This window comes from Kitasatospora sp. NPDC056184, from assembly GCF_042268405.1.
In the GTDB taxonomy this organism is placed as follows: domain Bacteria; phylum Actinomycetota; class Actinomycetes; order Streptomycetales; family Streptomycetaceae; genus Kitasatospora.
Genome location: NZ_JBHJUI010000007.1, coordinates 53,739 through 74,959, shown reverse-complemented (window position 1 = coordinate 74,959; position 21,221 = coordinate 53,739). Strand labels below are relative to the sequence as shown.

The window sequence follows — 21,221 nt, the reverse complement described above, 5'->3', positions numbered from 1 at the left end:
GGCCCGGCCCGCTCAGAGCTGCCGCAGCAGCGTGCCCGGCTGCTCGACGCAGTCCGCCACGAACCGCAGGAACCCGCCCGCGGTACCGCCGTCGCAGACCCGGTGGTCGAAGGTGAACGACAGCTGGGTGACCTCACGCACCGCCAACTCCCCCTGGTGAACCCAGGGTTTGGCGACGATCCGGCCGACGCCGAGCATCGCCGCCTCCGGGTGGTTGAGGATCGGGGTGGAGCCGTCCACCCCGAACACCCCGTAGTTGTTCAGGGTGAACGTGCCCCCGGTCAGCTCGGCCGGGGCGATCGACCCGGTCCGCGCCGCCTCGGTCAACCGGCCCAGCTCGACGCCGAGTTGCTCGGTGGTCAGGCGCTGCGCGTCCCGCACCACCGGGACGACGAGCCCGCGCTCGCCCTGGGCCGCGAAGCCCAGGTGCACCGCCGGGTGCCGCAGGATGCCCGAACCGTCCGCGGTCACACTGGAGTTGAGCTCGGGAAAGCGCTCCAGCGCAACCGTGCAGATCCGGGCGAGCAGCGCCAGCACGCTCACCTTGGGACCCGCAGCGGCGTTCAACTGCCGCCGCAGCGCCATCAGTCCGGTGGCGTCGGCGTCCACCCAGCAGGTCGCAGCGGGGATCTCCCGGTGGCTGCGGCCGAGCTTCTCGGCCACCGCCTTGCGCAGCCCGCGCAGCGGGACGACCTCCCCGGCGGCGGCCACCGACGGTGCCGGCGGCACCTGCGCGGTCGCCGGTGCGCCGACCGGTGGGAAGGCCCGTCCGGAGACCTTCGCCGCGACCGCCCGTTCGACGTCCGCCCGCATGATCAGGCCGTCCGGCCCGCTGCCGGTGACCGCCGCCAGGTCGACCCCCTGCTCCCGGGCCAGCCGGCGCACCAGCGGCGAGATCACCGGCGGCACGGCCGACGCCCGCACGGCCGGCGGCTCCTGCACGACCACCGGGGCCACGGGAGCGACCGGAGCCGCGGCCGCGACCCCGACCCGGCGCCGCCGACCGCTCCGCCCCGGCTCGGCGACCCCGTACCCGACCAGCGGCCGCTCCACCTCCGCCGCGGGCTCCGCCGGCACCGCCGCGGCCGCCACCGCCACGAGCGGCTGCTCGCCCTCGCCCGGCGACACCGCGACCGTCACCAGCGGCGCGCCGACGGCGACCTCCTGGCCGACCTCGCCGAACAGCGCGGTCACCACCCCGCCGTACGGGCAGGGCACCTCGACCACCGCCTTGGCGGTCTCCACCTCGACCACCGGCTGGTCGACCGCGATCACCTCGCCGACCTCGACCAGCCAGCGCACCACCTCCGCCCCGGTGAGCCCCTCACCGAGGTCGGGCAGGGTGAACTCGCGCACGACGGGCATCATCCTCAGTCCTCCCACTGGAGCCGGGCGACCGCGTCCAGGATCCGGTCCACCCCGGGCAGGTGGTGGTGCTCCAGCATCGGCGGCGGGTACGGGATGTCGAAGCCGGTGACCCGCAGCACGGGCGCGGCCAGGTGGTGGAAGCAGCGCTCGGTGACCCGGGCGGCGATCTCCGCGCCGGTGCCGCCGAAGCCGCCGGCCTCGTGCACCACCACGGCCCGGCCGAGCGAGCGCACCACCCGGCAGACCGTCTCGTCGTCGAACGGCACCAGGGTGCGCAGGTCCAGCACCGCGAGGTCCCACCCCTCGGCCTTCGCCACCTCGGCCGCCTCCAGGCAGACCGGCAGCGAGGGACCGTAGGTGATCAGCACCGCCGAGCTGCCGGTCCGCCGCAGCACGGCCCGCCCGACCGGCTCGACCGGGGCGGCCGGGTCGAACTCCGCCTTGCCCCAGTACATCCGCTTGGGCTCCAGGAAGACCACCGGGTCGTCCGAGGCGATCGAGGCCCGCAGCAGCCCGTACGCGTCGGCCACCGTCGCGGGGGTGACCACGTGCAGGCCCGGGGTCGCGGCGTAGTACGCCTCGGAGGCGTCGCTGTGGTGCTCGACGCCGCCGATGCCGCCGCCGTACGGGATCCGGACGGTGATCGGCAGCGGCAGCCGGCCGGCCGTGCGGTTGCGCATCTTGGCGACGTGCGAGAACAGCTGCTCCAGCGCCGGGTAGGCGAAGGCGTCGAACTGCATCTCCACCACCGGCCGCAGCCCGTACATGGCCATGCCGACGGCGGTGCCGAGGATGCCCGCCTCGGCCAGCGGGGTGTCCAGGCAACGGTCCGGACCGAACTCGGCGGTCAGCCCGTCGGTGATCCGGAAGACGCCGCCGAGCGCGCCGACGTCCTCGCCGAGCACGTGCACCGTCGGGTCCTCGCGCAGGGCGTCGCGCAGCGCCGAGTTGAGCGCCTGCGCCATGCTGGCGGTCCGGGCCCCGGCGGCTGCGGGGGTGGATGAGGCCGTCGTCATCAGTGCTGCACCTCGGCCTCGGCGGCCAGCTCCTCGGCCAGCCGCGCCGCCTGCTCGCGCAGCTGCGGGGTCGGCTCGGCGTACACGTGGGTGAACAGGGACATCGGGTCGAGCTCCGGGTCGGCGTGGAACTCCGCGCGCATCCGGGCGGCGAGCGCCTCGGCCTCGTCGGCCGCCTCCTGCACCAGGGCGTCGTCCAGCACTCCGAGCTCGCGCAGCGCCCGCTCCATCAGCAGGATCGGGTCGTGCTCGCGCCAGGCCGCCACCTCGGCCTCGGTCCGGTAGCGGGTGGCGTCGTCGGCGTTGGTGTGCGCCTCGGCCCGGTAGGTCAGCGCCTCCACCAGGGTCGGGCCGCCGCCGGTCCGGGCCCGCTCGACGGCCTCGGCCAGGACGCCGTGCACGGCGGGCGCGTCGTTGCCGTCCACCAGTCGGCCGGGCATCCCGTAGCCGACGGCCTTGTGGGCGAGCGTCGGGGCGGCGGACTGCGCGCTGAGCGGGACGGAGATGGCGTAGCCGTTGTTCTGCACCAGGAAGACCACCGGCGCGCGCAGCACGGCGGCGAAGTTCAGCGCCTCGTGGAAGTCGCCCTCGCTGGTGCCGCCGTCGCCGAGCATCGCCAGCGCGACCACCGGGTCGCCGTTCAGCCGGGCGGCGTGCGCCAGCCCGACGGCGTGCGGCCCCTGGGTGGCCAGCGGGGTGCAGAGCGGGGCGGTCCGGCTGGCCCGCGGGTCGTAGCCGGTGTGGGCGTTGCCGCGCAGCAGGGTGAGCGCCTCCAGCGGGTCCACCCCGCGCGAGACGACGGCCAGGGTGTCGCGGTAGCTGGGGAACAGCCAGTCGCGCTCGCCGAGCACCAGCGCGGCGGCGACCTGGCAGGCCTCCTGCCCGGTCGAGGCCGGGTAGACGGCGAGCCGGCCCTGCTTGGTGAGGGTGGTGGCCTGCTGGTTGTACCGGCGGCCGACGACGAGGCGGCGGTACAGCTCGCGGAGCAGGGCCGGGTCGTACTTCTCCAGCGCGGGGGTACCGAGGACGCGGACCGGAGCGGGGTCCGGGAGCAGCGGGGACGGGTCGGTGCGGGGGGCGGTGGCCCCGGGCAGCCAACCGGGCACCGCCGTGTGGTGTCTGTGGTCGAGAACGGTCATCTCGGGGCACCTCCAGGGGTGGCGGGGGCTCCCTACCGATTGTTCGGTCGTCTGTTCATCTTGACCAGAAGCGTGCGAAGGTGGTGGACAATCGGCCCGGGTGGCGGTCGACTGGTGGCAGTGCGTCCAATCCGTGGGGGTGGGGGGTCATGTCGGCTGAACAGATGTCCAGACTCGACCGGGTCGACCGGGCGATCCTGCGGCTGCTGCAGCAGGACGGTCGCGCCTCGATCCGCTCGGTGGCCGAGCGGGTGCACGTGTCCCGGGCGAATGCGTACGCCCGGATATCCAGGATGGTCGAGGACGGCGTCATTCGCGGCTTCACCGCCCGGGTGGATCACGAACGGGCAGGTCAGGGCGCGTCCGCCTACATCACCCTGAAGATCGTGCAGAACTCCTGGCGCACCGTGCGGGAGCAGCTGCTGGCCCTGCCGGGGGTCGCGCACATCGCCCTGGTCGGCGGCGACTACGACGTCCTGCTGCTGGTGCACACCGCCGACAACCACGCCCTGCGGGAGCTGGTGCTGAACCGCATCCAGTCCATCCCGCAGGTCCTCGGCACCCGCACCATGCTGGTCTTCGAGGAGACCGACCAGGTCCCGCCCGACTAGCTGGAGGCCCCTGGGCTCAGCGCGCCCGCAGGCCGTCGAAGGCCAGGTGGACCACCGCGTCCGCGACCCCGTCGGCGGCCTTGAGGCCCGGCCGGTACCACTCCACGATCGAGTTGATCATGCCGAAGAGCAGCCGGGTGGCCAGCCGCGGTTCGACGTCCGCCCGCAGCGCGCCGTCCGCCACGGCGGCCCGCAGCAGCTCGGCCACCTGGTGGTCGAACTCCCGGCGGCGCTCCAGCGCCCACTGCTCGGTGGCCGTGTTGCCGCGCACCCGCAGCAGCAGGGTGACGTAGGGCAGCTCCGCCAGCAGCACCTCGGCGGTCCGCCGCACGACGTGCTCCAGCCGCTCCACCGCCGGGCCGTCCAGCGCGGCCGGCTCCGCCAGGATCGCGAACAGCCCGTCCAGCGCCCGCCCGACGGCGAGCCGCAGCAGTTCCTCCTTGCCGCGCACGTGGTGGTAGATCGACGACTTGGAGATCCCGGCCGCACGCGACAGGTCCTCCATCGAGGTGCCGTCGTAGCCGCGCTCGTTGAAGACGTCGACGGTCACCGCGAGCAGGGATTCCACGGTGTAGGCGGTACGCGTGGTGTGATCGGCCATCCTCCGAGTATCCCCGCCCGCCCCGGTACGGCGGCGCCCGGGTGCCCTGGTCCACACCAAACAGCGGCGGCAGACCCTAGACTCGGCGGACGATCCGTCCATGAGCAAGCAGGTGGGGAAGTCGCATGAGCGCAATACCGGCAGTCGAATCCGATCTGCCCGAACAGCGCCACGGCGAATCGGCGGCCGAGTCCGCGGCCGACTGGCGCGAACGCGCTCGCGAGCTGGTCCTGCGCTTCGGCCCGGCCGTCTGGTGCTACGCCGTGCTGAAGCTGGTCGGCTTCACCGTCTTCATGAAGCTCCTCTCCTTCTCCGGGGACTACCTGAAGAAGCACCCCCGGTTCGGCGGCGGCGCCAACCCCTGGGACGTGCTGGCCAGCTGGGACGGCTGGTGGTACCAGCAGGTCGCCCAGTTCGGCTACCACCCGGCCCTGGTACCGGTACCGGGCGGCACCCCCGGCTTCACCATCGAGCAGAACTCGGCCGCCTTCTTCCCGCTCTACCCGGGCCTGATGCGGCTGGTCTCGGAGATCAGCCCGTTCGGCCTGTACGGCGCCGGGATGCTGGTCTCGGTGGTCGCCTCGCTGTTCGCCGCGGCCGGCATCTACGCCGTGGTGGACCGGATGGCCGGTCCGCGCGCGGGCGTGATCGCGGCCGGGCTGTGGGCGATCGCCCCCGGCTCGGGCGCCGAGTGGGCGCTCTACTCGGACTCGCTGTTCATCGCGCTGGCCGCCTGGGCCTGCTACTTCACGATGGGCAAGCAGTGGGTGGCGGCCGGGGTGATCACCCTGATCGCCGGCCTCAACCGGCCCACCTCGGCGGCCCTGATCGGCGCGGTCGGCCTGGCCGCGCTGGTGGAGCTGTACCGGCGGGAGAGCGGGGTGCTGCGCCCGCTGACCGCGATGCTGCTGGCCCCCGTCGGACTGCTCGGCTACGTCGGCTGGGTGGGCTGGCGGATGGGCGACTGGGGCGGCTACTTCACGCTCCAGCGGGACGCCTGGCTGCACTACTTCGACTGGGGCCAGGGCACCTGGTACGCGGTCCGCGGCGTGCTGCTGGGCCGCAACGACTACCCGTTCGCGTACCACACGGCCGACATGCTGGCGACGCTGCTGGTGCTGAGCCTGCCGGTGCTGATCGTGCTGCTGATCCGGCTGCGCCCGCCGCTGGTGCTGACCGCCTACACGCTGGCCACCATCGTCTCGGTGCTCGGCAGCCTGGGCATCTTCGGCAACACCTCGCGCTACCTGCTGCCGGCCTTCCCGCTGCTGATCGCGCTCGCGGTGGCGATGCGCAAGCTGAGCTGGCCGGTGCTGGCCGGCGTGCTCGGCACCGGCGCGATCGCCTCCGGCTGGTACGGCGGGTACGTGATCTTCGAGCTGGGCATCCCGTAGACCGTGCCGTAGACCCCGGCTCCCACCACCTGGAGGGGCGCGTCCTGATCCGGACGCGCCCCTCCGTCATTGCCCGGTTCGCCCTCTTGAGCCGACCGATCGTTCGGTTACTCTGTGACGTGTCCCGTCCTCCCCTCTGAGGAGCGCACACCATGTCCGCAGCGGTCACCCACCCCCACGTCGCCGAGCTCGTCGAACGCCACCGGGCCACCCTGGAGGCCGCCGTCGACGCCGCCGCCAAGCGCGACTACTGGTCGCCCTACCCCGAGTTCCCCAAGGCCTACGGCGAGAGCGCCGCCGCGGACGGCAAGGCCGCCTTCGAGTCCCTGCTGAACCGGCCCTTCGAGCTGCCCGGCCACCCCGCCGACGGCGACCTGGTCGGCGGCGAGGCCTCCCCGTACGGCCTGGAGCTGGGCATCGGCTACCCGCACGCCGGCCCGGACGCCCTGATCGCCGCGCTGACCGCCGCCCGCCCGGCCTGGGCCGCCGCCGGACCGCTCGCCCGCGCCGCCGTCTGCCTGGAGATCCTGGCCCGGATCAACGCCCGCTCGCACGAGTACGCCAACGCCGTCATGCACACCACCGGCCAGGCCTACCCGATGGCCTTCCAGGCCGGCGGCCCGCACGCCCAGGACCGCGGCCTGGAGGCCGTCGCCTACGCGTACGCCGAGCAGACCCGGCTGCCCGAGACCGCCGGCTGGACCAAGCCGCAGGGCAAGCGCGACCCGCTGGTGATGACCAAGGACTTCACCGTCGTCCCGCGCGGCCTGGCGCTGCTGATCGGCTGCAACACCTTCCCCACCTGGAACGGCTTCCCCGGCCTGTTCGCCTCGCTGGCCACCGGCAACCCGGTGCTGGTCAAGCCGCACCCGCGCGCCGTCCTGCCGCTGGCGCTCACCGTGCGGATCGCCCGCGAGGTGGTCGCCGAGGCCGGCTTCGACCCCGACCTGGTCTGCCTGGCCGCCGAGCACGAGGGCGGCACGGTGGCCGCCGTCCTGGCCGTGCGCCCGGAGATCAAGCTGATCGACTACACCGGCTCCACCGCCTTCGGCGACTGGCTGGAGGAGCACGCCCGGCAGGCCGAGGTCTACACCGAGAAGGCCGGCGTCAACACCGTGGTCGTCGACTCCACCGGCGACTACAAGGGCATGCTGAACAACCTGGCCTTCTCGCTCTCGCTGTACAGCGGCCAGATGTGCACCACCCCGCAGAACCTGCTGATCCCGCGCGGCGGCATCGACACCGACCAGGGCGCCAAGTCCTACGACGAGGTGGTCCGCGACCTCGCCGCCGCCATCGAGGGGCTGCTCTCCGACGACGCCCGCGCCACCGCCGTCCTCGGCGCCGTGGTCAACCCGGGTGTGCTGCAGCGCTCGGCCGCCGCGGCCGGCGGCGAGTACGGCGAACTCGCCCTCGCCCCGCGGGCGGTGGAGCACCCGGAGTTCCCCGGCGCGACGGTCCGCACCCCCGCGCTGGTCAAGCTGGACGCCGACAAGCCGGACGACCGGGCGGTCTACCAAAGCGAGTGCTTCGGCCCGGTCTCCTTCGCCGTCGCGGTCGAGAACACCGCCGCCGCCGTCGGGCTGCTGCGCGACACCGTCCGGGCCCAAGGCGCGATGACCGCCTCCGGCTACACCACCTCGCCCGAGGTCGAGGCCGCCCTGGTCGAGGCCGCCCTGGACGCCGGCGTCTCGCTCTCGCTCAACCTCACCGGCGGGGTGTACGCCAACCAGACCGCCGCCTTCTCCGACCTGCACGGCACCGGCGCCAACCCGGCCGCCAACTCCGCGTACTGCGACGGCGCCTTCGTCGCCAACCGGTTCCGCACTGTGGAGATCCGCCGCCACAGCTGACCGTGCCCTCCTCCGGTCCCCGGCCACTCGCCGGGGACCGGAGATTCACAACGCCGCTCCCGGGCAGCGATGATGGTGGCGGGGAAACGCCACACCCGGCGTCCAGCCACTGTTCGAGCACCGGGAGCTGACACATGACCGAGAAGCAGACCGTCACCGACGTCATCGTGGTCGGCGCCGGACCGACCGGCCTGCTGCTGGCCGGCGACCTCGCCGCCGCCGGTGTGGGCGTCACCCTGCTGGAGAAGCGCACCGAGGATTCCGGCCTCACCCGGGCCTTCGCCGTGCACGCCCGCACCCTCGAACTGCTCGACGCCCGCGGCCTCGCCGACGAGCTCATCGCCGACGGCCGCCCGGTCACCTCGCTGCTCGCCTTCAACCGGGCCAGGATCGACCTCGGCGGCCTGCCCACCCGTTTCCCCTTCGTCCTGATGACCCCGCAGTACCGGACCGAGCGGCTGCTCCTCGACCGGGCCGTGAAGGCGGGTGCGGTGGTCCTGCGCGGCGCCGAGGTCACCGGCCTGCGTCAGGACGCCGAGGGCGTCACCCTGGAGACGGTCGAGGACGGCGCCCCCGCCGTCCACCGGGCCCGCTACGCGGTCGGCACCGACGGCGTCCACTCCACCGTCCGCGACCTGCTCGGCCTGCCCTTCCCTGGCGAGTCGGTGATCGAGTCGGTGCTGCTGGCCGACGTCCGGCTGGAGCGCGAGCCCGAGGACGGCCTGGCCGCGGGCGCCGACGACGACGGCCTCGCGCTCCTGGTCCCGTTCGGCGACGGCTGGTACCGCGTCCTCGCCTGGGACCGCAACGAGCGGCTCCCCGACGGCGCCGAGCCCGGGCTCGACCTGCTGGCCGCCATCGCCCGGCGCGCCCTGGGCGAGGACTACGGACTGCACGACGTCCGCTGGAGCTCCACCTTCCACAGCGACGAGCGGCAGGCCCCCTCCTACCGCTCCGGGCGGGTGCTGCTGGCCGGCGACGCCGCCCACTGCCACTCCCCGGCGGGCGGCCTGGGCATGAACACCGGCCTCCAGGACGCCGCCAACCTGTCCTGGAAGCTCGCCGCCGTCCTGCGGGGCCGGGCCACCGACGCGCTGCTCGACAGCTACCAGGCCGAGCGGCACCCGGTCGGCAAGGCCGCGCTGCGGGTGTCCGGCGCCATGATCCGGGTGGCCGTCGCGCAGTCCGCCGCCACCCGGGCGCTGCGCGGCGCGCTGGTCTCGGTCGCCGGTCACCTCGACGCGGTCGTCGAGCGCGGCGCCCGCACCATCTCCGGCATCGGCATCGCCTACCCGGCGCCCAAGGACGCCCACCCGCTGGTCGGCAAGCGCGTCCCCGACCTCCGGCTGACCGGCCTGGAGCCGCCCCGCGAGGGCGGGCCGGCCGCACCGCAGCGGCTCTACGAGGCCCTGCGGGCCGGGAAGTTCGTCCTGGTCAGCAATGACGAGGTGGCGGCCGCCGCCCCGTGGGCGGACCGCCTGGTCACCGCCGCCCCGGCCGACCCGCACGGCAAGCTGCGCGACACCGTGCTGCTGATCCGCCCGGACGGCTACGCCGCCTGGGCCGCCGTCGACCCGGGCGCCGGCGAGCTGCGCGCCGCGCTCACCGAGTGGCTCGGCGAGGCCTGACCCCCCGGGGCGGCCCCGGGGCGGACGGACCGTCCCGGGGTCAGCCCTTCGCCTTCTCGTAGTGCCGGGCCGCCTTCGCCCGGTTGCCGCACACCGCCATCCGGCACCAGCGGCGGCGGCCGTTCTGCGAGGTGTCGAAGAAGTGCAGGATGCAGGCCTCGTGCGCGCACTTCTTGATCCGCCCCGGCCCCTGGGCCAGCAGCCCCAGGAAGTCGTCCACCACCAGCCAGGCGGCCAGCCGGTGCGGCTCGTCCACCTCGACCCGGTCCACCGGCCCGGCCGCCGAGGCCTCCCGCCGGACCCGTCCGTGCCGCAGCACGGCGTCCAGCCCGGCCAGCGCGGGCGCCCCGGGCAGCCGGCCCGCGTCCAGTTCGCGGACCGCCGCCGCCAGCGCCTCGCGCGCCTCCCGGAGGGCGGTCAGCCCGGCCTCGTCCGCCGCGCACCGCCCGGCCAGCCCGGCCGAGGAGAGCCAGATCCCGTGGCCGTCCGGCGCGGCGAGCAGGTCGTTGACCGGCACCCCGGCCCACCGCGTGTTCAACAGGTCCAGCGCGAGCGGCTCTCCGAGCAGCGGGCGCGGGTCCCGCGGGTCTGCTGTCCGCTCCGTCATCGGCACTCCCTCGCTCTCGAACGGTCCCCGAGTCTACGTCCGGCACCGCCCGGGCGGTTCCTGGCCGGAACCGGACAGTCGACCGGCCGGATCCCGCCGCCCGCCCGGGGAGCGGGCGGTCTGTTTCCGTACTGTTTCAAGATCGCTCACCGGGCGGTCCACCCCCCGTGACCACTGTCATACGCACGACTGATGACGTAGCCTCTCGACCGTGCATAGGGTTCCCCACAGCTCGGCGAGGCCATTGACGGCGCGTTCCGGCGCCGTACCGGGTCTGCCGAACCCGCTCGGTGGGGAAGGTAACCACATGGCCTCACAGCACCCCCAGGACGCACGACTCAGACTGGTCGGGCCGCGCCAGGACGCCTCCGCGCCCGCCCCCCGGCCACCCGCTCCGCCGCTGTCGCCCGCCCCGACGCCCGGACGCCCCAGCCCCACCGGCGGCTTCGCCGACACCCTGCACGTGGCGATCGAGGCCAGCGGCCTCAGCCTGGACCGGATCCGCGCCGCACTCGCCCAACGGGGCGTCAGGGTCAGCGTCACGACGCTGAGTTACTGGCGGCGCGGACGCAGCCAGCCCGAGCGGGCCAGCTCGCTGCGCGCCGTGCACCTGCTCGAGGAACTGCTCGGGCTGCCGCACTCCACGCTGTCCGCGCTGCTCGGCCCGCCGCGCCCGCGCGGCCGCTGGGCGGCCAACGCGAGCACCAGCCATCTGCGGCTGGAGGACGTCTGGCCGGGCGAGCAGGACATCTCCGAGGTGTTCGCCGAGCTGGACGCGCCGCCGGCCGGCGAGCTGGAGCGGCTCTCGGTCCACGACTCCTACTACGTGGACGCCGACCGGCGCGGCAACCTGCTGAGGCTGCGCCAGGTGGTCCGCGCCACGGTGGCCGGGGTGACCCGCTGCCTGGTGGTGCACAAGGCCGACGAGGAGGCGACCGGCTGTCCGGAGATCACCGGCGTGCGGCACGGCCGGCTCGGCCGGGTGCGCCGCCGCCCGGACGCCGGACTGATCGTCGGCGAGGTGATGCTGGACCGCCCGCTGGGCCTCGGCGACAGCACCGTCTTCGAGTACGAGGTGGAGATCCCGTCCGGCGGGGCCCAGACCACCGAGTACAGCCGCCGCTTCGCCACGCCGGTGCGCGAGTACGTGCTCCAGGTCCACTTCGACCCGGCGACCGTGCCGGTGCACTGCGAGCGGTACGACCGCGACCCGGGCGCGGACGTCGACCGCCGCCGCGAGCAGCTCTGGATCGGCGCCTCGGCGAGCGCCCACGTCCTCGCCCCCGACCAGCAGCCGGGCCACATCGGCGTCCGCTGGGAGTGGGAGTAGCCGCACCGCGGCCCGGCGCCCGCGCGCCGCCTCCTCCGCACGCCCTCCCGCCATTCTTGTCATGGCGCAGCCATTCCCGAAAAATCTAACCATTGAAATCGACAGTACCGGTTGACCCCCTTCCTTTCTAACCCCTACGGTCGATCACAACGGTTAAGGACGGCGCCCCGAGGCGCCCGACCACGGGAGTGATCAGGCATGTCCGGCACCATCAGCAGCACCCTGCAGACCGGCCACGTGGGACTGAACGTCACCGACCTGGCCCGCTCGACCGCGTTCTACCGGCGCGTCCTCGGCCTGGAGCTGGTCAAGGAGGGCACCGACCCGGAGCAGCCCTTCGCCTTCCTCGGCCGCGACGGCCGCCCGGTGCTGACCCTCTGGCAGCAGAGCGAGGGCTCCTTCCCCGTCGGCGCGCCCGGCCTGCACCACCTCGCCTTCCAGGTCGACTCGCTCGACGAGGTCCGCGCCGCCGAGGCGCTGCTGCACGAGCTGGGCGCCTCCTTCACCCACGAGGGCGTCGTCCCGCACGGCGAGGGCGCCGACTCCGGCGGCATCTTCTTCACCGACCCGGACGGCATCCGGCTGGAGATCTACACCCCGACGGGCGTCCGCGGCACCGGCGCCGAGGCCCCCACCCCGTCCGCCCCGACCTGCGGCTTCTTCTAGGCCGCGGCACCCCCGAGGGAGGCACCCGCGATGACCGCCGCCACCCCGCACCACCCCGGGCCCTACCACCCCGGCGAGCGGGCCGTGCAGCACCGGGCCGGCCGGACGGACCGCGCCGACCACTCCGGGCGCGCCGTCGGCGGCACCGTCCCGGCCGTGGCCGCCCGCTTCCTCACCGAGCGCCGGGTGCTGGTGGCCGGCGCGGCCGACGCCGACGGCCGGCTCTGGGCCACCCAGCTCAGCGGCCCGGCCGGCTTCCTGCGGGCCACCGGTGAACGGACCGTGGCGGTGGCCGCCCGCCCGGCCGAGGAGGACCCGCTGGCGGCCGCCCTGGCCGGCCCGGCCGAGGTGGGCACCATCGCCCTGGACCCGGCCGGACGGCGCCGGATGCGGGTCAACGGCCGCTCCGTGCCGGACGGCCGGGGCGGCCTGGTGATCAGCGCCGACCAGGTGTACGCCAACTGCCCGAAGTACATCCAGCGCCGCCACCCGGTGGACCGCCCGGGGGCCGGCACCCCGCGCCGGGTGGCGGCCGGCACCGCGCTGAGCACCGCCCAGCAACTGCTGGCGGCGACCGCCGACACCTTCTTCATCGCCACCGCGGGGCCGGACGGCCGGATGGACGCCTCGCACCGCGGCGGCAACCCGGGGTTCCTGCGGGTGCTCGGACCGGACCGGCTGCGCTGGCCCGACTACCCGGGCAACAGCATGTTCATGACGCTGGGAAACCTGGAACTCGACCCCCGGGCCGGGCTGCTCGTCCCGGACTGGGAGACCGGCGGCGCGCTGCTGATCACCGGCGAGGCCAGGACCGACTGGACCGGGCCGGCCGCCGCCGAGCTGCCGGGCGCCGAGCGGGTGGTCGACCTGACCGTCACCGGCGTCGTCGAACTGGCCGACGCCACCCCGCTGACCTGGACCGAGCCCGCCCACTCGCCCGCCAACCCGCCGTCCGTCCGACACCCCGTCGGCTGACGGCCCGCCACCGCACCGGCGGGAGGACCGCCTAGGGCGCGTCTGACAATGCGCGCCCGGCGGGAATTGTCAGACACGCCCTAGCACCCCTCGCCGCACCGCGCCAGGCCCGGGGCTCCGAACAGCTTTCACCCGTTCGGATCAGTCCGCCGCGCCGAACAGGCGTCCGCTTTGGGACTTTGGTCCCGATAACACGCGGTGTGCCCCTGGGAAGGACCGTGCTGTCACGCCGTCAGCGGCCTGACCGCAGCGCCCCCACCAGGAGAGACAAGAGGCGGAGAATGACCCGAACCGAGCAGCTGACCCCCCTGTGGGAATTCGACGAGGTGGAACCCGAGGACGACTGCATATGCGGGGGCTGCCGCACCCGCCGCCGCGCCCGGATGCGCTCCGCGCCGGTGCACGAGGGCGGACACGCGGCGGCCCACAGCGTCCGGCGCCGGGCCGCCGTGCTGATGGCCGCCGTCGGCACGGCCCTCGGCGGGGGAGCGGCCGGCGCGGCCACCGCCGTCGCCGCCCCCGCGCCCACCCCGGGCGGCCCGGCCGTCCCCCGCGACGGGACCCCGCAGGGCGAGGTCAGCGGCCTCTACGGCGAGTCACCCTCCGCCCGCTCGTTCGCCGCCCCGCGCGCCACGACGACGCCGGTCACCCGGGCCCAGATCATCGAACGGGCCCAGCGCTGGGTCGACCAGAAGGTCCCGTACAGCATGAGCCGCTACTGGTCGGACGGCTACCGCCAGGACTGCTCCGGCTTCGTCTCGATGGCCTGGGGGCTGGGCAGCAGCCAGACCACCTGGACCCTGCCGGACTTCGCCGAGCGGATCACCAAGGCCGACCTCCAGCCCGGCGACGTCCTGATCTACAACAACCCGGCCAGCCCGCAGTCCGGTTCGCACGTGACGATCTTCGGCGGCTGGACGGACTCCAGCCGCACCCGCTACGTGGCGTACGAGCAGACCTCCCCGAGCACCCTCAAGCGCTCCACCCCGTACGCGTACTGGAACAACTCGGCCTCCTACGTCCCGTACCGCTACAAGGGGCTCTCCACCGGCGGCGGCACCGGGGGCTCCTCGTCGACGGCCTTCCCGGGCGCCGGCTCGTTCGGCCCGGGCGCCGACAACGCGTACGTCACCCAGCTCGGCCGGCTGCTGGTGCAGCGCGGCGGCGGACAGTTCTACCGCGAGGGTCCCGGCCCGCGCTGGGGCGAGGCGGACCGGCGGGCCACCGAGGCCTTCCAGCTCGCCCAGGGCTGGCGCGGCAGCGAGGCGGACGGCATCCCGGGCAAGGCCACCTGGGACTACCTGGTCAACGGCAAGGGCCGCGACATCGGCGGCGGCACCCCGCAGCCGCCCCCGCCGGTGAACCCCCCGGTGACCCCGCCGGTGAACCCCGGCACCGGGGTGCCCGCCTTCCCGGGCGCCGACGCGTTCGGTCCGGGCGCGAGCAACGACTTCGTGCGCCTTCTCGGCGAGCAGCTGCTCCGCAAGGGCTACGGCCGCTTCTACACCCAGGGCCCGGGCCCGCGCTGGACGGACGCCGACCGGCGCAACGTGCAGGCCTTCCAGGAGGCCCAGGGCTGGCGCGGCGCCGAGGCCGACGGCTACCCCGGCCCGGACACCTGGAAGCGGCTGTTCTCCTGACGGTCGGACACGCCCCGGCCCCGCCCCGGCCGCCGGTTCACGCCGGCGTGCCGGGCGGGCGTCCGGACATCCAGTGGAACAGGCCCATCGCCACGCTGGTCGCCAGGTTGAAGCTGGAGACCCCGGGCCGCATCGGCACCGCGACCAGCTCGTCGGCCCGCGCCTTCAGCTCCGGCGTCACGCCGTGCCGCTCGGTGCCGAAGGCGAGCACCGCGTCGTCCGGGAAGGCCGTCGCCCGGATGTCCGCGCCCTCCGGGTCCAGGACGTAGAGCGGGCCGGCCGGCAGCTCCGGCAGGGTCAGCCGCTCGACGGCGGTGGCGAAGTGCAGGCCCGCGCTGCCGCGGAGCACCGCCGGGTGCCAGGGGTCCAGCTCGCCGGTGGTGACCACGCCCGCCGCGCCGAAGCCGGCCGCCAGCCGGATCACCGCGCCGACGTTGCCCAGGTTGCGCGGGTTCTCCAGCAGCACGACCGGCGCCGGCCGGGGCGAGCGGGCCAGCGCGGCGCGGTTGGCCGCGGCGGTGGGCCGCACCGCCAGCGCGATCACCCCGGTGGGGTGCAGCCGGGGCGCGAGCGTGCGCAGCGCGGCCTCCGGCAGTTCGACGGCCAGCGCGTCCAGCGCGGGGGCGACGTCCGGGGCGAGTTCGGCGGCGAGCGCCAGCAGTGCGGCCCGGTCGGCGGTCAGCACCCGCCGGACGGCGCCGCCGAACCGCAGCGCGTGCTTCAGCGGGTGGAACCCGTCCAGCAGCACCGTTCCCGGCTCCTCGGCACCGGCCCGCCAGCCCCGCAGCAGTTCCTCGTTCATCCCGCTCACTCTGCCATCCCGGTCGCGCCGGGCTCACCGGGCCGCCCGGCGGCCGCGATCACCTGTGCGAACGACAGCGGCACCGCGCCGGCCTCCCCCTCCCCCTCCCCCTCACCGTCGCCGCCGCCCGGCCGCAGGCCCGCCAGGGCGAGGTCCAGGTGCCGGTGGACGAGCGTGCCGTCGGCGTCCAGTGCGGCCAGGCCGCCCGGCAGCGGCCGGGAGACCCGCACGCAGAGCAGCACCAGGTCGCCCGTGCCGACGTCCGCCCGCAGCTGCCCGGCGTCCTGGGCGGCGCGCAGCAGCGCCTCGGCCCCGGCCACCGCGCGGGAGCGGGCGGCGACCAGGTCCGCGTCGACGACCAGCCGGTCCAGCAGCACCACGATCGCCGCGCCCATCCGCAGGTCGGCGGCGGCGTGCGCGAAGCGGCGCAGCGCCCGGTAGGGGTCGGGCTCGGCGGTCCGGGCCTCGCGGGCGGCCTCGGCGAGCCGGCCGAGCAGGTCGGTGACCAGCGCCCGGACCAGCGCCGTCCGGTCGGGGAAGCGCCGGTAGAGGGTGCCCGGGCCGATCCCGGCCCGGCGGACCACCGCGTCCAGCGGGGCGTCCGGACCGCGTTCCAGGAAGACCTCGCAGGCGGCGTCCAGGATCCTGCGCCGGCTGCGTTCCGCGTCCGCCCTCATCACCAATTCCTTAACCGGAGAGATTCTCTCCTCCTATGCTAGCGTCAGCAGAGACGGAGAAAATCTCTCCGCTTCAGTCGGGCACCCTCCGAGGAGCAACGCCATGACGACCACCACCCCCCTGCGCATCCGCACCGACATCGACGGCGTCCGGCACGACCGCGCCGCCGTCCTCGGCTGGGAACTGGAGCGCGGCCGGACCGCCCTGCGCCTGCTGAAGCGGCGTCTCGGCGACGACCGCACCCGCGACCTGCTCGCCCCCGACACCGCCGCCGCCGACACCGCCATGGCCGGCTGGCTGCGCGCCTCCGGGGGCCGGTGGCGCGCCGCCGTCACCGAGCTGACCGCCACCGGCATCGACGCCGCGGCCTTCCTCGACTGGTGGCGGGGCCGGCTGCACGCCCCCGACCGGGCCGCCCTGCTCGCCGCCAACCCCGAGCACTACCTGGCCGACTCCGCCGGCGACACCGTCGAGATCGTCGAGACGGTCGGCGGCGGCCCGCTGCGCTTCTTCCTGCGCTTCCACCCGACCCCCGCCACCGCGCGGTACCCGGTCCGGATCGGCGGCACCGGCCACCTGGCGGACGGCTCCGAGGTGCTGCGGGTGATGCACGAGTTCGCCGACTCCCCCGAGGGCCTGCGGATCCGGCTCACCGTCGAGTTCCCGGCCGCCGCCCCGGCCGAGCTGTCCACCGGTCACCAGTGGCACTTCGCCTGCGAGTTCGCCAACTGGCTGGAGGCCGCCGCGGCCGCCGGGGAAGCCGAGGCCGCCGGGGAAGCCGGGGAAGCGCGCTAACGCGCGGTGGGCTCCGGCTCGCGCCGCTCGGCGGCGGCCGCCGTACCGCCGCCACGCAGGGCCCGTTCGAGGTCCTTCAGCGCCTGGAGCATCAGCCGGCTACCGGAGCGCACGACGTCCCCCTGCACCCCGGCCGGCTGCTCGGCGAGCCGGCGCTCCAACTGCGCCTGCGCCTCCCGGACGGCGTCGAACTCCACCGGCCGGCCGGTCAGCAGCGCCCCCGCCGCCAGCGCCGTGGCCAGCCGCAGCTCCTCGGCGAACTCGCCCGCCCCCGGCACCGGTTCGGCGTCCGCGCCGGGCAGGTGGGCCTCCAACAGGACGGCGACCCGACCGAGGTGGCCGACCGCCGCGCGCGCCCGGTCCAACTGCCGCCGGCTCACCCCGGGCAGCCCGGAGGCGTGCCGGCCGGGCTCGGCGTCGGCCCGCTGCATCGCCTGGAGCAGCTCCGAGCGCGCCTCCCGGGAGTCCAGCAGCGCCGCGCGGACCTCCCGTCCGCGCGGCGCCGCCGGCCGCTCGTAGACGGCGACCACCTCGGCCGCGTACCGCCCGCCGGCGGCCAGCCACTCGGCCAGCCGCTCACCGAGCCGGGCGGTCTGCCAGGTCGGGAAGAGCGCGTAGACGAGCAGCGCGACCGAGCCGCCGAGCAGCGTGAGCCCGACCCGCTCCACCGCCGTGACCAGTGGGTTCCCCTCCTGGAGTCCGAGCAGGAAGACCACGTAGGAGGAGATGCAGACGGTGATCACCGCGTAGCCGGTGCGGAGGGTCAGATAGGCGCCGGCGATCGAGACCACCGCGAGCGCGGCCAGCACCCACTCGCCGGGCCGGGCCAGCTGGACCACCAGGGTGGAGACGGCCACCCCGACGACCGTCCCGGCCAGCCGGGCCACGCCCCGGCTGTAGGTCTGCGCGAAGTCCGGCCGCATCACCATCGCGGCCGTCATCGGCGCCCAGTAGCCGTGGTGGAAGCCGACCAGCCGGGCCATCAGATAGGCGACGGTGACCACGCCGGACAGCCGCACGGCGTGCTGGAACACCGCCGAGCGCGGATGGAACTGCCGCCGCACCGCGCGCAGCGCCGTCGGCAGCATCCGGATCAGCGGCGGCTTGCGCAGCGCCCCGCCGGGCCGCAGCACGGGGGTGTCGATGGTGTCCTCGGAGCTCCGGTCGAGCGTGTCGGAGGCCTTGCGGAGCAGCCCGGCCAGCCGGCGCGCGGCCCGGCGGGCGGCTCCGCGCAGCTCCGGCCCCTCGGTCCGGGCGACCAGCGTGAGCGCCGGCGCGGAGCGCGGCAACTGGAGCGGGGCACCGGTGCGGATCGCCCGGGCCAGCGCGTCCATCGCCTCGGCGGAGGCGGCCAGCACCTCCCGGGCCCGGTCGCGCTCCGGCCCCTCCTCCGGTGCGCCGACCTTGGGGTCGGCGATCGCCGGCAGGGTGGGCCGGATCCGCTCGGCGAGGCCGCGCAGGCCGCGCAGTTCGGGCGGCCGGTGCCGGTCCTGCCAGGGTGTCAGCGCGGCGGCGTGCCGGGCCTCCATGAACGGCTCCGGGTCCACGTGCGCGGTCGGGTCCTGGCGCAGCCGGCGGGCGTAGTCGGCGAGTTCGGCGTAGGTGTCGGCGAGCGCCTCGCGCTGGGCGGTCCAGCTGCCGATCGGCCAGACGGTGATGACCAGCGCCTGGACGGCACCGCCGAGCGCGCAGACCAGTCCGTGGCCGAGCGCGGTGAGCGCGCTGACCGGCAGCTGGACGACGATCAGCATCACCGAGAGGGTGTTGGCGGCGACCACCCCGGCGGTCGGCCCGACCGCCCAGGCGAGCCCGGCGCCGAAGGCCCACACCGCCAGCAGCACCGGGAAGAGCCCGGTCACCCCGGCGGCCAGGTAGCCGAGGAAGGTGCTGACGCCGAGTCCGACCCCGGCCGCGACGGCCAGCGTGGCCCGGGGGCGGAAGCTGCGCTGGAAGGTCGCCGTCCCGGCGATGAAGGCGCCCATCGCGGCCGAGGTGGCGAGCCGGGCGTCGCCGAGCGCGAGGGTCGGGAAGAGCACCAGGGCGACGGCGACCGCCCCGCGCGCCGCGCGCTTGGGGTCGGTGAGCTCCCGGTCGACGGTCAGTCCGGTCCGCGCGGTGTCTCGAAGAGCGGCGAACCAGGACATACCGGTCAGCTTAGTGGCGGCCCCCCGGCCGGATCCGCGCGACCCGCGCCCCGGCCCACAGCAGCGCCGCCGTCGGCAGGAACACCGCGTCCGCCGCGATCATCGCCAGCGAGAACACCGGCAGCCCGAGCAGCACCGCGATCCCGGCGTGCTCGGCCATCATCACCACCAGCAGCGCGTTCTTGATCCGCCGGTTCACCAAGGTGAACGGGAAGGCCACCTGGAGCAGCACCGTCCCGTAGGTGATCAGGAACACCGGCAGCAGCGCCCCGCCGACCAGCCCGGACAGCCCCGGCCAGGGCGTGAAGTAGTCCAGGTTCAGCGGGTAGTACAGCGCGGTGCCGTCCTGCCAGCGCGAGCCCTGCACCTTGTACCAGCCGGCCGTCGCGTAGATCAGCACCACCTCGACGGCGATCACCAGCATCGCGCAGTTGTGCACCATGGTCGCCAGCGCGTCCAGCACCGCCCGGGTCTCGCCCCGCGGCGCGAGCCGGTCCACCAGCCACCAGAGCCCGGCCACCGCCCAGAGCAGCCAGAACAGCGGCCCCCAGCCGACGTACGGGAACGCCGGGACCGTCCAGTCCAGGCTCGTCCCGGCGAAGCCCCCCAGCTGACAGAGCAGCAGCACCGCCCCGAGCACCGCCCACAGCAGCACCCCGGCCGCCCCGCCCCGCCCGGACCCGGCCCGCCGGGCGTCCAGCGACCACACCTCGGCGCACCGGGTGAAGACCAGGTAGACCGCCATCAGGTGGACGATGTTGTCGCCGCCGTCGCCGAGGAAGACGTTGCGGTTCTGCAGCGACAGCACGGTGACCAGGAACAGCACGGTGGCCGCCCTGGTCCGCCAACCGAGCAGCACCGCCAGCGCGGCCAGCACCGCCAGGTGGTACACCAGCTCGAACCAGAGCCGCCCGCCGAACCAGGGCAGCACGGTGAACGCCCCGTTGTCCGCCAGCAGCCGGTCCGCCAGCTCCGCCGACCAGGGCGAGGTGTCGCCGTACAGCAGCCGCCGGTTGGGCCACTCGCGCAGCAGGTACGCCAGCCAGACCAGCCCGAAGCCGATCCGCACCGCCGCCGCCTGGTACCGCCCGAGCACCCGGCCGGTGAACACCGCGAACGCCCGGGCCGCGAGCCCGGCCGGCCCCGGCCGGTGCGGACCGGCCGGCCCGCCCTCGCCGGCCGCCGGTCCGGGCTGGCGCGGGATCCCGTCGAGCAGCCGCTCCTGCGCTCCGGCCGGTGTCGTGCCGCTCACCACAGCCCCCGCACGTCCTCGTCCCGCACCGGCCACCAGGGCAGCTCGCGCACCTTCGGCGCGGGCGGCGCCGCCTCCCCGCTCCACTCCGGCGGGGTGATGGTCGCCGTGGTCACCCGCAGCTCGACCGCCACCACCGGCCGCCCCGCCACACCGCGGCCGATCCGCTGCACCGCGATCCGCTTCAGGTACTCCTCGGCGAGCCGCCCGCGCTCGGTGGTCGGCGACTCGTCCTGCGCGCTGTGCGAGCCGTCGTAGAAGTCCCAGGCCCGGCGCAGCAGGTTCTGGTCGGCGTGGCTGGGCGCCGGATTGCCCCGGATCGCCGCGACGTCCTGCGCGGTCAGCCCCACCCAGTCGTGGACCACGGGCTCCCCGTCCGCCGACACCGTGCGCACCCGGGCGTCCACCGCGACGTTCTGCTGCAGCGGGTTGGGCGCGAACAGCTTCCAGTTCTGCTCGAACTCCGGGTAGATCAGGCCGTCCAGCTGCTCCCGGTACTCCCGGGAGAGCGGGTTGGCGGGCGCCACGTGCAGGAAGACCGCGCCGAGGAACAGCCCGGTGGCCGACACCAGCAGTGCGGCGGCCGTGCCCAGGACGGCCCGCGCCAGCGTCGACCAGGTCCGGCGGACCGGCGGCGGGTCCGCGTTCCCGGTGCTGTCGACGGTCTCGGCGTTCTCGGCGGCCTCGGCACTCTCGGCCATGAACTCCCCCGGGGACGGGTG

At 75.1% G+C, this 21,221-nt stretch carries 19 protein-coding genes; 9 read left to right on the top strand and 10 right to left on the bottom strand.

The features are described from left to right. Positions 1-12 precede the first annotated feature (12 nt). The 3 genes from ACFC0B_RS16200 to pdhA are packed head-to-tail and all read right to left on the bottom strand — an operon-like array spanning position 13 to position 3,523. Positions 13-1,365 carry a dihydrolipoamide acetyltransferase family protein gene (locus ACFC0B_RS16200; protein WP_376086449.1) on the bottom strand — a complete coding sequence of 451 codons (1,353 nt, stop codon included), beginning with the start codon at positions 1,363-1,365 and terminating at the stop codon, positions 13-15. Between the two features lie 5 nt (positions 1,366-1,370). Continuing rightward, complete coding sequence (locus tag ACFC0B_RS16195; RefSeq protein ID WP_376086448.1) at positions 1,371-2,384, bottom strand: alpha-ketoacid dehydrogenase subunit beta; 1,014 nt, start codon at positions 2,382-2,384, stop codon at positions 1,371-1,373. Next, positions 2,384-3,523, bottom strand: a complete 1,140-nt coding sequence (gene pdhA, locus ACFC0B_RS16190) for a pyruvate dehydrogenase (acetyl-transferring) E1 component subunit alpha (protein ID WP_376086447.1) — start codon at positions 3,521-3,523, stop codon at positions 2,384-2,386. Before pdhA ends, ACFC0B_RS16195 begins: the two co-directional genes overlap by 1 nt. Before the next feature lie 164 nt (positions 3,524-3,687). Here pdhA and ACFC0B_RS16185 point away from each other — a divergent pair, with 164 nt between their 5' ends. Next, the gene (locus tag ACFC0B_RS16185; RefSeq protein ID WP_376086446.1) at positions 3,688-4,134 is read left to right on the top strand and encodes an Lrp/AsnC family transcriptional regulator; all 447 of its coding nucleotides are present in this window, start codon (positions 3,688-3,690) and stop codon (positions 4,132-4,134) included. Between the two features lie 16 nt (positions 4,135-4,150). Here ACFC0B_RS16185 and ACFC0B_RS16180 read toward each other — a convergent pair whose 3' ends face one another. Next, positions 4,151-4,735 carry a TetR/AcrR family transcriptional regulator gene (locus tag ACFC0B_RS16180; RefSeq protein ID WP_376086445.1) on the bottom strand — a complete coding sequence of 195 codons (585 nt, stop codon included), beginning with the start codon at positions 4,733-4,735 and terminating at the stop codon, positions 4,151-4,153. 125 nt (positions 4,736-4,860) lie between these two features. Here ACFC0B_RS16180 and ACFC0B_RS16175 point away from each other — a divergent pair, with 125 nt between their 5' ends. The 3 genes from ACFC0B_RS16175 to ACFC0B_RS16165 all read left to right on the top strand — a co-directional run bounded on the left by ACFC0B_RS16175 (position 4,861) and on the right by ACFC0B_RS16165 (position 9,610). Then, on the top strand, positions 4,861-6,129 hold the full coding sequence (locus tag ACFC0B_RS16175; protein WP_376086444.1) for a hypothetical protein: 1,269 nt from the start codon (positions 4,861-4,863) through the stop codon (positions 6,127-6,129). A 152-nt stretch (positions 6,130-6,281) separates the two neighbouring features. Next, positions 6,282-7,982: a phenylacetic acid degradation protein PaaN gene (paaN, locus tag ACFC0B_RS16170; protein WP_376086443.1), complete on the top strand. Its 1,701-nt coding sequence runs from the start codon at positions 6,282-6,284 to the stop codon at positions 7,980-7,982. Positions 7,983-8,116: 134 nt separating this feature from the next. Next, positions 8,117-9,610 carry an FAD-dependent monooxygenase gene (locus tag ACFC0B_RS16165; protein WP_376086442.1) on the top strand — a complete coding sequence of 498 codons (1,494 nt, stop codon included), beginning with the start codon at positions 8,117-8,119 and terminating at the stop codon, positions 9,608-9,610. 40 nt (positions 9,611-9,650) lie between these two features. Here the strand turns inward: ACFC0B_RS16165 and ACFC0B_RS16160 are convergent, their stop codons facing one another. Beyond that, entirely contained in the window at positions 9,651-10,217 is a 567-nt protein-coding gene (locus ACFC0B_RS16160) for a CGNR zinc finger domain-containing protein (RefSeq protein ID WP_376086441.1), read from the bottom strand. 307 nt (positions 10,218-10,524) lie between these two features. Here ACFC0B_RS16160 and ACFC0B_RS16155 point away from each other — a divergent pair, with 307 nt between their 5' ends. From ACFC0B_RS16155 to ACFC0B_RS16140, 4 genes are all read left to right on the top strand, one after another. After that, positions 10,525-11,547, top strand: a complete 1,023-nt coding sequence (locus tag ACFC0B_RS16155; protein WP_376086440.1) for a hypothetical protein — start codon at positions 10,525-10,527, stop codon at positions 11,545-11,547. Between the two features lie 198 nt (positions 11,548-11,745). Next, entirely contained in the window at positions 11,746-12,213 is a 468-nt protein-coding gene (locus ACFC0B_RS16150) for a VOC family protein (protein ID WP_376086439.1), read from the top strand. Positions 12,214-12,243: 30 nt separating this feature from the next. Further along, positions 12,244-13,188 (top strand): pyridoxamine 5'-phosphate oxidase family protein, encoded by a 945-nt coding sequence (locus ACFC0B_RS16145; RefSeq protein WP_376086438.1) that lies wholly within the window; start codon positions 12,244-12,246, stop codon positions 13,186-13,188. Positions 13,189-13,469: 281 nt separating this feature from the next. Beyond that, positions 13,470-14,828: a peptidoglycan-binding protein gene (locus ACFC0B_RS16140; RefSeq protein WP_376086437.1), complete on the top strand. Its 1,359-nt coding sequence runs from the start codon at positions 13,470-13,472 to the stop codon at positions 14,826-14,828. A gap of 37 nt (positions 14,829-14,865) precedes the next feature. Here ACFC0B_RS16140 and ACFC0B_RS16135 read toward each other — a convergent pair whose 3' ends face one another. Both ACFC0B_RS16135 and ACFC0B_RS16130 read right to left on the bottom strand, forming a co-directional pair. Beyond that, positions 14,866-15,630, bottom strand: a complete 765-nt coding sequence (locus tag ACFC0B_RS16135; RefSeq protein ID WP_376086436.1) for a TrmH family RNA methyltransferase — start codon at positions 15,628-15,630, stop codon at positions 14,866-14,868. Positions 15,631-15,635: 5 nt separating this feature from the next. Then, positions 15,636-16,307, bottom strand: a complete 672-nt coding sequence (locus ACFC0B_RS16130) for a TetR/AcrR family transcriptional regulator (RefSeq protein WP_376086435.1) — start codon at positions 16,305-16,307, stop codon at positions 15,636-15,638. Positions 16,308-16,410: 103 nt separating this feature from the next. Here ACFC0B_RS16130 and ACFC0B_RS16125 point away from each other — a divergent pair, with 103 nt between their 5' ends. Beyond that, positions 16,411-17,103 carry a hypothetical protein gene (locus ACFC0B_RS16125; protein ID WP_376086434.1) on the top strand — a complete coding sequence of 231 codons (693 nt, stop codon included), beginning with the start codon at positions 16,411-16,413 and terminating at the stop codon, positions 17,101-17,103. On the opposite strand, the gene ACFC0B_RS16120 is transcribed toward ACFC0B_RS16125, so the two are convergent. From ACFC0B_RS16120 to ACFC0B_RS16110, 3 genes are read right to left on the bottom strand one after another with little or no spacing between them, the layout of a single operon-like run. Beyond that, entirely contained in the window at positions 17,100-19,247 is a 2,148-nt protein-coding gene (locus tag ACFC0B_RS16120; protein ID WP_376086433.1) for an FUSC family protein, read from the bottom strand. The genes ACFC0B_RS16125 and ACFC0B_RS16120 overlap by 4 nt on opposite strands. Before the next feature lie 10 nt (positions 19,248-19,257). Next, on the bottom strand, positions 19,258-20,499 hold the full coding sequence (locus ACFC0B_RS16115; RefSeq protein WP_376086432.1) for an HTTM domain-containing protein: 1,242 nt from the start codon (positions 20,497-20,499) through the stop codon (positions 19,258-19,260). Further along, positions 20,496-21,200: a DUF5819 family protein gene (locus ACFC0B_RS16110; RefSeq protein WP_376086431.1), complete on the bottom strand. Its 705-nt coding sequence runs from the start codon at positions 21,198-21,200 to the stop codon at positions 20,496-20,498. The genes ACFC0B_RS16115 and ACFC0B_RS16110 overlap by 4 nt, the downstream gene beginning before the upstream one ends. Positions 21,201-21,221: the final 21 nt, after the last annotated feature.